At 67.6% G+C, this 7,616-nt stretch carries 9 protein-coding genes and 2 pseudogenes; 7 read left to right on the top strand and 4 right to left on the bottom strand.

Going from position 1 to position 7,616, the window contains the following annotated elements:
• The 4 genes and pseudogenes from ACWD01_RS36645 to ACWD01_RS36630 form a co-directional block, all read left to right on the top strand.
• Nucleotides 1-135: ATP-binding protein (locus ACWD01_RS36645; RefSeq protein WP_451168218.1), on the top strand; the 135-nt coding region annotated here is incomplete at its 5' end.
• Between the two features lie 222 nt (nt 136-357).
• Nucleotides 358-492: pseudogene (locus ACWD01_RS36640) on the top strand (IS5/IS1182 family transposase); the annotation flags it as partial.
• A 91-nt stretch (nt 493-583) separates the two neighbouring features.
• Entirely contained in the window at nt 584-1,753 is a 1,170-nt protein-coding gene (locus tag ACWD01_RS36635; protein ID WP_451168213.1) for a PP2C family protein-serine/threonine phosphatase, read from the top strand.
• Nucleotides 1,754-1,783: 30 nt separating this feature from the next.
• Entirely contained in the window at nt 1,784-2,158 is a 375-nt protein-coding gene (locus tag ACWD01_RS36630; protein WP_451168211.1) for a hypothetical protein, read from the top strand.
• Between the two features lie 473 nt (nt 2,159-2,631).
• On the opposite strand, the gene ACWD01_RS36625 is transcribed toward ACWD01_RS36630, so the two are convergent.
• On the bottom strand, nt 2,632-3,507 hold the full coding sequence (locus tag ACWD01_RS36625; RefSeq protein WP_451168216.1) for a helix-turn-helix domain-containing protein: 876 nt from the start codon (nt 3,505-3,507) through the stop codon (nt 2,632-2,634).
• Nucleotides 3,508-3,601: 94 nt separating this feature from the next.
• Here ACWD01_RS36625 and ACWD01_RS36620 point away from each other — a divergent pair, with 94 nt between their 5' ends.
• Together ACWD01_RS36620 and ACWD01_RS36615 are read left to right on the top strand one after the other, a co-directional pair.
• Nucleotides 3,602-4,057: a DUF2000 family protein gene (locus tag ACWD01_RS36620; RefSeq protein WP_451168215.1), complete on the top strand. Its 456-nt coding sequence runs from the start codon at nt 3,602-3,604 to the stop codon at nt 4,055-4,057.
• A gap of 99 nt (nt 4,058-4,156) precedes the next feature.
• A pseudogene (locus tag ACWD01_RS36615) lies at nt 4,157-5,078 on the top strand (transposase); the annotation flags it as partial.
• A 4-nt stretch (nt 5,079-5,082) separates the two neighbouring features.
• On the opposite strand, the gene ACWD01_RS36610 reads toward ACWD01_RS36615, so the two are convergent.
• The 3 genes from ACWD01_RS36610 to ACWD01_RS36600 form a co-directional block, all read right to left on the bottom strand.
• Complete coding sequence (locus tag ACWD01_RS36610; protein ID WP_451168209.1) at nt 5,083-5,445, bottom strand: VOC family protein; 363 nt, start codon at nt 5,443-5,445, stop codon at nt 5,083-5,085.
• A gap of 278 nt (nt 5,446-5,723) precedes the next feature.
• Nucleotides 5,724-6,260, bottom strand: a complete 537-nt coding sequence (locus ACWD01_RS36605; RefSeq protein WP_451168207.1) for a 2'-5' RNA ligase family protein — start codon at nt 6,258-6,260, stop codon at nt 5,724-5,726.
• Between the two features lie 332 nt (nt 6,261-6,592).
• A complete protein-coding gene (locus ACWD01_RS36600) occupies nt 6,593-6,724 on the bottom strand; it encodes a hypothetical protein (protein ID WP_451168206.1) in 132 nt (43 codons plus the stop codon).
• 808 nt (nt 6,725-7,532) lie between these two features.
• On the opposite strand from ACWD01_RS36600, the gene ACWD01_RS36595 reads away from it, so the two are divergent.
• Nucleotides 7,533-7,616, top strand: an 84-nt coding sequence (locus tag ACWD01_RS36595; RefSeq protein ID WP_355335748.1) for a biotin carboxylase N-terminal domain-containing protein, incomplete at its 3' end; no start/stop codon positions are given.

The following is a 7,616-nucleotide window of genomic DNA, read 5'->3' as shown; positions in this document are numbered from 1 at the left end:
GCCCGGACCACGGACGAGGGAGGACGGGGCCTGCTGATCATCGCGCAGCTCGCCCGGCGATGGGGCACGCGCTACACCAAGACAGGAAAGATCATCTGGACAGAACAGACAGTCCCCGGCGAATCAACGATGTGAGCCTGGTCTGCCCTGGCCAAGCCACTTTCCAGCTGGGAGGCCTCACCGGCCTTGACCCGGGCGCCGGGGTGATCCCCGGCATCCCCAACCATGTCCCACCGACCAAGCAGTCGAAGCCAGGCAAGAAGAGAGCCCGGAACACCGTCGTCGACGACCAAGGCGAGAGGATGGCCGCCGGTGACTGACACCGTCCCAGCTTCCGCCGGGCTGCGGCCTTCCGACCGCAGCTTCCTGATCTGGTCGCGGGCCGGCGAGTGGGGCCGGCTGCACGAGGAGATCCTGCACCGACTCAACGACGCCGACCGCATCGATGTCTCCCGCGTCGTTCTGGACTCCGCCCGCGTGAACGGCGCGAAGCTTCAGGGGCGTAACAGCACCGAGGTCTGTCGGCCACGGGTCACCGGTTTCTTGGGAGGACACAAGGCCCTCAGCGAGGCAGGCTGTACCCATGCGGTCGCTCTTCCGCTCGCTTCCCCGACCAGGAGCGGGCAGTCACAGCCAGGTCCTGTTCACGCTCGCGCAGCGTCTGCCCTTCGTGCTCGCACTGGCCGTGCTGGGCATCGAGCTCTCGCCCATCCATGGTCTGGTCACCGGCCCCCTCCTCATCGCAACGCCGGCGCTGGCCGCGCTGACGATGGGGCCGACAGGCACCCTCTGCGCGGCAGCCCTCGCTCTGGCCGTCAGCGTGACGACCGCCACCTACAACCAGGCGTGGGGTACCCCGCAGGTCTACGGCAACTTCCTGGGCCTGCTCGTGATCTCCGTGGCGAGTGTCATCCTGAGTAACGCGATGCGTACGCGCCGGCAGAACGAGCTCGACCAGGTGCGCCGCATCGCCGTGGCAGCACAGGAGGTCATCCTGCGCCCTGTCCCCACCCGGATGGGTCCGGTGCGGGCCGCGAGCCTGTGCCTCGCGGCTGGGACCGGGGCACAGGTCGGCGGTGATCTGTACGAGGCAGTTCATACCCCCTACGGCGTCCGCATGATCGTGGGCGACGTTCGCGGCAAGGGGCTGAATGCCATTCGCGCGGTCGCGGTGGCGCTGGGCGCGTTCCGGGAGGCCGCGCACTACGAGGACGAGCTGGCGGAGGTCATGAACCACTGCTCGGCCGCGCTGCGCCGGGAGGCGGCCGTGCCCGGCGCGTTCGACCAGGAAGCTCTGATGGAGGGATTCGTCACCGCGCTCATCGCCCAAGTGCCCGACAAACCCGTTGTGCATCTGATCAACCGTGGTCATCCGCCCCCGCTGGTGCTGCACCAGGGCAGAGTCCAGGCCCTGATGCCCACCTCACCACTGCCACCGCTCGGCTTGGAGGACCTCATCACCGGCCCTCCCGAAAAGCCCGAGACCTATCCGTTCCTACCGGGCGACCGTCTGCTGCTCTACACCGACGGCGTGATCGAAGCCCGCAGCCCCGGCAACGACTTCTTCCGCCTGCCCGAGGCCATGGAAGCGGCGCACGCCCTCCCCCGACCGGATTTCCTGGGCGAACTGCACCAGCAACTGCTCCGCCACACCGAGGGCCGCCTCACAGATGATGTGGCGATGATCCTCGTCGACCGGCTCGACGAAGAAGCCGGCACGCAGGTCAACTCAGCCGGCCGCCTCCTCACCTGACGGCCATGTCCTTCGTGACGTCCACGTTCTGTGGCCCGGGTCTACACGCGCGCGTTCCTCGCCGACGTTCACGACTGGTTCGCCCTGGACCGCACCGCCGGTCAGGCAACCGCGCCGCACCTCTCGGCCGAGAAGGACACCCTGCGCCGCATGTTCGTGTGCAGCCGCCGTCGGCGGGGCCGCCGACGGGGCAGCCTTGGCCTGATCAACGAGCGCGCAGCTGAGATCCGCAGCGACGAGCCCGAGGAACTCTTCCCGCGCACAGGCTGCCGCTTCAAACGCGTCGAGCCGCGTCAGTGGATGCGGGATACCTCCGCGGCCCGCTCGGCACGGTCGGCCGAAGGACCACCTGGCAACTGGGTGTGGACGTCAACCAACCAAGCCCCTCGCGCAACTCTCTCATGAACGATCAGTTGTACGCGCTGATCGCCGGCCGGACGTTTCGTCGCGGCCTTTCGGTCCTGATCGGTCGCGGAGTGACCGACAGACTGCCGGGCAACCTCGCACACTGCCCGGTCCCGCGGCCGGTTGCTGTCAGGCGTGAGGGTCCTGACAGCAACCGGCCGTCAACGGCTCGTGCCGGGGCGGGAGGTGCGTTCCTCATGGTCCGTTGCAACCCTGTGGAATTCCCGAGAAAACTTCGGGGAATCGATCGTCGTGCTCGGCCAAGGGCACATCGCGAAGAGGGGACCTGCGGCGAGCTCGTCCCCCAGGCCGCGATTCCTCGGTCTTGTTCGTGACGCTCGAGCTGCGGGAACCCGATGGGCACAGCTCCAGGGGACGACGAGAAGCGAAGGTGCCCGTTTCGCTGCGCGAGGAGTTCACCCGACGGAGGGCGGACAACGCACCCTTGGGAGGCCTTCTGGGCAAGCAGGCCCCTACCGATTCCCCTGGCATGCCTCCTCTCCCTGAGCCCATGCCGGCGCTGCCGACCGCCGGGAGCAACAGGCTGCCGCATTCGGATGCTTCCTACGTGCGTACCGGCCGGGGGTGATACCCACGAATCGCTTGAAGTGCCGGGTGAGGTGGGACTGGTCGTAGAAGCCGGCGGCGGTCGCTACCTCGCTCGGCGGCTGTCCGTCGAGCAGCAGGCGTCGGGCCAGGTCGACGCGGCGGGACGTCACGTACTGGTGGGGTGCGATGCCGAAGGCGGCGCTGAAGGCACGTACGAGATGCGTGGGGTGGGCGTGGACCAGGCCTGCGGCCTCTTCCAGGGTCATGACTTCAAGCAGTCGCGCGTCGAGGAGCTCACGCAAGCTCTGGGCGACGCCGCGGTCGGCCCCCGCCCTGCCGACGGCCTGCCTGGGGCGCAGGTGGTCGCGCAGGTGCTCGCCGATGAGGGCGAGACGGCTCTCCGCCTCGAACTCGTCTCCCCGGTTCGCGAGAGCCGTGTGCAACTGCCCGACGCGTCTGCGCAGGAGGGGATCGGCGACGTCCGGGCCGTCCACCGCCGGACCGATGAAGCTCTCGTCCAGCTGCGTCATGTCGAGATAGACAACGCGCTTGTGAAAGCCGTGAGGGGTGGCCGGTGATCCGTTGTGCGGAACCTGCGGCGGGAGCAGGCTCACGGTGTCGTTCGGGGTGCCACGTTCGTGGCGGTCAAGCTCGTAGCGGACCGCGCCGTCGTCGACGATCAGCAGGGTCCAGGCGTCGTGGACATGCATGGGGTACGCGTGCTCGGTGAAGTGAGCGTGGAAAACCTCCACGACACCCGCGACCGGCGGGCGCCACGCAGAGATCTCCTGCAGGGGCATCACGTAAAGAACGTACAAGACGGAGAAGCCCTGCACCCTGGAGTCTCGAAGCATGAGAACCAAGGACGAGACTGACACTGGAGCCGGGGCCGGGATGGGGGCCGGGGCCGAGACCGGTGCAAGGGATGAGAACGTGCCTGTCCGCTTCGACACCAAGATCGCCGTCCTGCTGCGCGGCGACCTTGAGCCGTGGCAACGCCTGAATGTGACTGCGTTCCTGGTCAGCGGGCTCGGCACGGTGTCACCCGAGGTGATCGGCGAGCCGTACGCGGACGCCGACGACACCGCGTATCTGCCGATGTTCCGCCAGCCTGTTCTGATCTTCGAGGGAACGAAGGAGACGCTGACTGCCGCCCACGGTCGCGCGCTGTCCCGCTCGCTGCCGAGGGCCGCGTTCACCTCAGATCTGTTCAGCACGGGCAATGACCGGGACAACCGCGCGGCTGTCCGGGCGGTGGGAAAGGACCAGCTCGATCTGGTAGGACTGGCCGTCTACGGGTCACGTAACGCGGTGGACAAGGTCCTCAAGGGCGCGCGAATGCACCCCTGAGCAAAGAGACCTGGCCACAGAGGCCCTGCGTACCGCACCACTGCCATCTAGACCCGAAAGAGCGACAGACGAAAGGCAGGAGATCGGCACGCGGTGCCGGATGGCTTCGACTCGCTCTGTCCGAAGTACAAGGGAGGCCGGCCGAGGACCTTCACGCTGCCTGAACGCCGCGAGATCAAGAAGATGGCCAAGTCCAAGCCGGTCGAGCAGGGTCTGCCGTTCTCCATCTGGAGCCTGACCAGGCTGGCCGACTTCCTGGTCGCCGAGGGGGTGGTCGACGACATCAGCCACGAGGGCCTGCGGGTCCTGCTCCGTGAGGCAGATGTCTGCTTTCAACGCGTGAAGACCTGGAAGACCTCCCGCGACCCCGATTTACGCGACCAAGAAGGCCCGCGTCGAGCGCCTCTACGCGATCGCCGACGGTGAGGTCATACCCGAGGACTGTGAGCTCGAAGTCGTCTTCTGCACAGATGAGTTCGGACCGCTGATTCTGATGCCGCATCCCGGCCGGCAGTGGGTCGAACGCGGCGGGAGACACAAGAATCCCGACCGTGAGCCGAGACCCCGCCGACGGGCGACCTACACCCGCCCGCACGGAGTGCGACACCTGTTCGCCGCCTACGACCTGGGCAAGGACCAGCTCTACGGTCACATCAAGAAGGCCAAGAACCGGTCCAAGTTCCTGGAGTTCTGCCGCTACCCGCGCTCGCTGTACCCGGCCGAGGTGCGGGGAGTAATCGTCTGTGACGACTACTCCCCGTACCTGACCACGAAGCGATGTCAGCGCGTCGCGACGTGGGCGGCGGCGAACAACATGGAGATCGCCTGTACCCCGACCAGCAGCTCCTGGCTCAACCGGATCGAGGCCCACTTCACCGCCCTGCGCTACTTCGCGCTCGACGGCACCGACCACGCCAACCACAAGGTTCAGGGCAGCATGATCCGTCGCTACATCATCTGGCGGAACAAACACGCCGCCGACGAACGCCCACACGAAGTCGTCAGCAAGGCAAACGTTGCCCGATCTACTCGTTGTCGCGGCACAGGCAGAATGGGTGACCGGCCGGGTCGAAGAGCACCCGGACGTTTTCCTGCGGCTGGAACTCCGCAACGGTGGCGCCCAGGGCGACTGCCTCGGCGACCGCCGAGTCCAGGTCTCCGACCTGGAAGTCGAAGTGCATCATCGGGCGCTGGTCGCCGTCGGCCGGTGGCCACACCGGAGCCGGATAGCCATCCACCTGCTGGAACACGAAGAACGGTCCTTGCGGGGAGGCCGCGACGATGGCTGTTCCCGGCTCCTCGTGCCCGATATGCCAGTCGAGTAGTCCGGCGTAGAACTGTGCCAAGCCGCTGGGATCTGGCGCTTCGATCGTGGTGCCCCACCACATGCCGCCTGTTCGAGATGGCATGCTTGAGCCTATCCCGGGCCCCAGGCACAACGATGCCGCAGCCCCGCCCGTCAGGTCCGGAGCGTCAGCTCGCACGACACGACCGGGGGAACGTTGCCTGATGCAGCACTAGTTCCGTGGTCGCCCGCCGACCTGCCGGTCGGTGGGCCTGTGGAGATCAGTGCAGTGGGGCGCAAGGAGGGTTGGGGACGTGACGACGGCGAGCTCTCGGGCCAGTGGGCCGTATGAGAGGCGGCCTTCGGTTGATTCCGCTCTCGTCACCGCAGGGGGAACGCCGCCTGCTCATGCCAGTACTGGCCGTCGCAGACCAGGAGCTGAACCGACGCGACGCGCGCGGTGACCGGCAGGCGGCCGGTGAGGTCGGCCTCAATCCCGTCGAATACATCCTGCTCCTGTCCCTGGGCGACCGTCAGGTGCGGAACGACCTCGGCGAACCGACCCCCATAGGGCGGAACCTCCGGCCACCGTTCGCAGACGACCTGGGTCAGAGCCTGCAGCGGACCGGTCGGTGTCGGAGCCAGGAAGAGCGCATCGGAGAACCGCCCGCATGTCTGGAACCGAATTTCGAAGGCGCGCTGGGCACCCAGGAGTGCTTCAAGGGCACCGAGCACGTCGGCATCGATGCGGCTGTGGTCCAAGAACGGGTAAAGCACCGTTACGTGCGCCGGAATACTCGCTCCTCCGGAGGAGTCGAACCGCTGCCGCCACCAGCCCACGAGCGGCTCGGCTTCAGGCACCTTGATGAGCAGCGCCGTTTCCCCCGCCTGGTACTGGCCCGATTCGTCCACCGGCATGGAACCCCCTGCTCCCGACTGAGTCGATCAGACCACACGCCGGTCGGCCAACACCACCCTCGACCAATTGACGCGGTACGCAGCCTGGTTATTGGTCGGATGGAACCTCGCACGGCCGCACCCGGCTGCGAACGCGACCTTCACAGCCCGCGAAGCCGCATGGTGCTGCCGAATCACACGCGCGCCTCGGACTCGAGGAGCTTCGGTTCTGTTCCTCGAACTCTGCTGGGGTCAAGAGCCCTGCCGCCCTCCGAGACAACAGCACCCGGCGCCGCGGGAGCGGCGCCGGTGGCAGATTGCCGGCGCCTGGGGGCGTCGATATGGCGAGACGATCAGGGGGCGTACCGGGCGGCGAGGAAGCCGGGGGTTTCGCAGTTGTCGTCGAGGAGTCCAGGCACGGGGTCAGCCTGCCGGGTGCGGTCCGGCTTCTCGGCCTTCACCCGCCTGCCGGCGTCGTCGGACAAGCATCGGCAGCAACCTCGACATTCGCGGGAAGGCCGACCTGCTCTCCGTCAGAGCGAGGAAGCTCTGCAAGGAGCGCGGCTCACCAGGGACTGGGGCGCTCTCCACAACAGGAGCGGACGACGCTTTCCACTCGGCAAGGTGGGGCTCTCATCCGCGGCTTCGGACGGCCGCTCCATGCGACCGCGTGGATCTGGGCGCGAACGGCGGGCGGGGCGCGGATTGACTGGTGCCTGGTGGTGCCTACGGGCCACAAGGCTCACGGGGCGAAAGACCGACGCGCCGTATTGAAGAATCGTTGAACAATCCTTAAGGTGGCGTGAACGGCGACCACGCCACCACCGTGATGCCCCGCTCACGGGCCACTCCTCATCCCTGCGCTCTCAAGGTGTGCCATGACCCTCGTCGCCGCCCGGCCGTCGGCAGTACCGGTGCTGCTCCTGCCCACCCGCGTCCGGTACCGGCCGGAGGCGGGGGCAGTGCTGCCAGGAGGCCGAGGGTTCCGGGGCAGCGGACAGGCTCCCTTGCTGTGACCGCTTCGCAGAGAGAACCCACTGCCGTCGGCTGCGGCGGCGACCCGGCGCGCGGGGCGGGCATCACCGGGGGGCACCCGAGCGCCTTGGGCGGCGCGATCAACCGGCCCCGCCGCCCGTCCCAGTCGACTGCGGCAGAGGTGTCGTACTGCCGCCGGGCGTGTCCTGGTCAGGACCTCGCCGCAGGCATTGTTCGGGGCCGAGCCGACTACAGATGTCACCGCGTCCACGCTGACGCTGCAGCGGTCCGCCCAACTCACGCAATCAGGGAGCCATCGTGCGCAAGGTGCTCATCGCCAACCGTGGCGAAATCGCTGTCCGCGTTGCCCGTGCCTGCCGGGACGCCGGGATCGCGAGCGTA

It is taken from the genome of Streptomyces sp. NPDC002835 (genome assembly GCF_053591995.1).
The sequence above is the reverse complement of the archived record's forward strand: the minus strand, read 5'-3'. Positions and strand labels throughout refer to the sequence as shown.

Excerpts from the sequence above, each read along its gene's own strand:
- ACWD01_RS36635 (WP_451168213.1), top strand. The coding sequence starts at position 584 with ATGCGGTCGCTCTTCCGCTCGCTTCCCCGACCAGGAGCGGGCAGTCAC.
- ACWD01_RS36610 (WP_451168209.1), bottom strand. The coding sequence starts at position 5,445 with ATGTGGTGGGGCACCACGATCGAAGCGCCAGATCCCAGCGGCTTGGCA.
- ACWD01_RS36625 (WP_451168216.1), bottom strand. The coding sequence starts at position 3,507 with ATGCCCCTGCAGGAGATCTCTGCGTGGCGCCCGCCGGTCGCGGGTGTC.
- ACWD01_RS36620 (WP_451168215.1), top strand. The coding sequence starts at position 3,602 with ATGGGGGCCGGGGCCGAGACCGGTGCAAGGGATGAGAACGTGCCTGTC.
- ACWD01_RS36605 (WP_451168207.1), bottom strand. The coding sequence starts at position 6,260 with ATGCCGGTGGACGAATCGGGCCAGTACCAGGCGGGGGAAACGGCGCTG.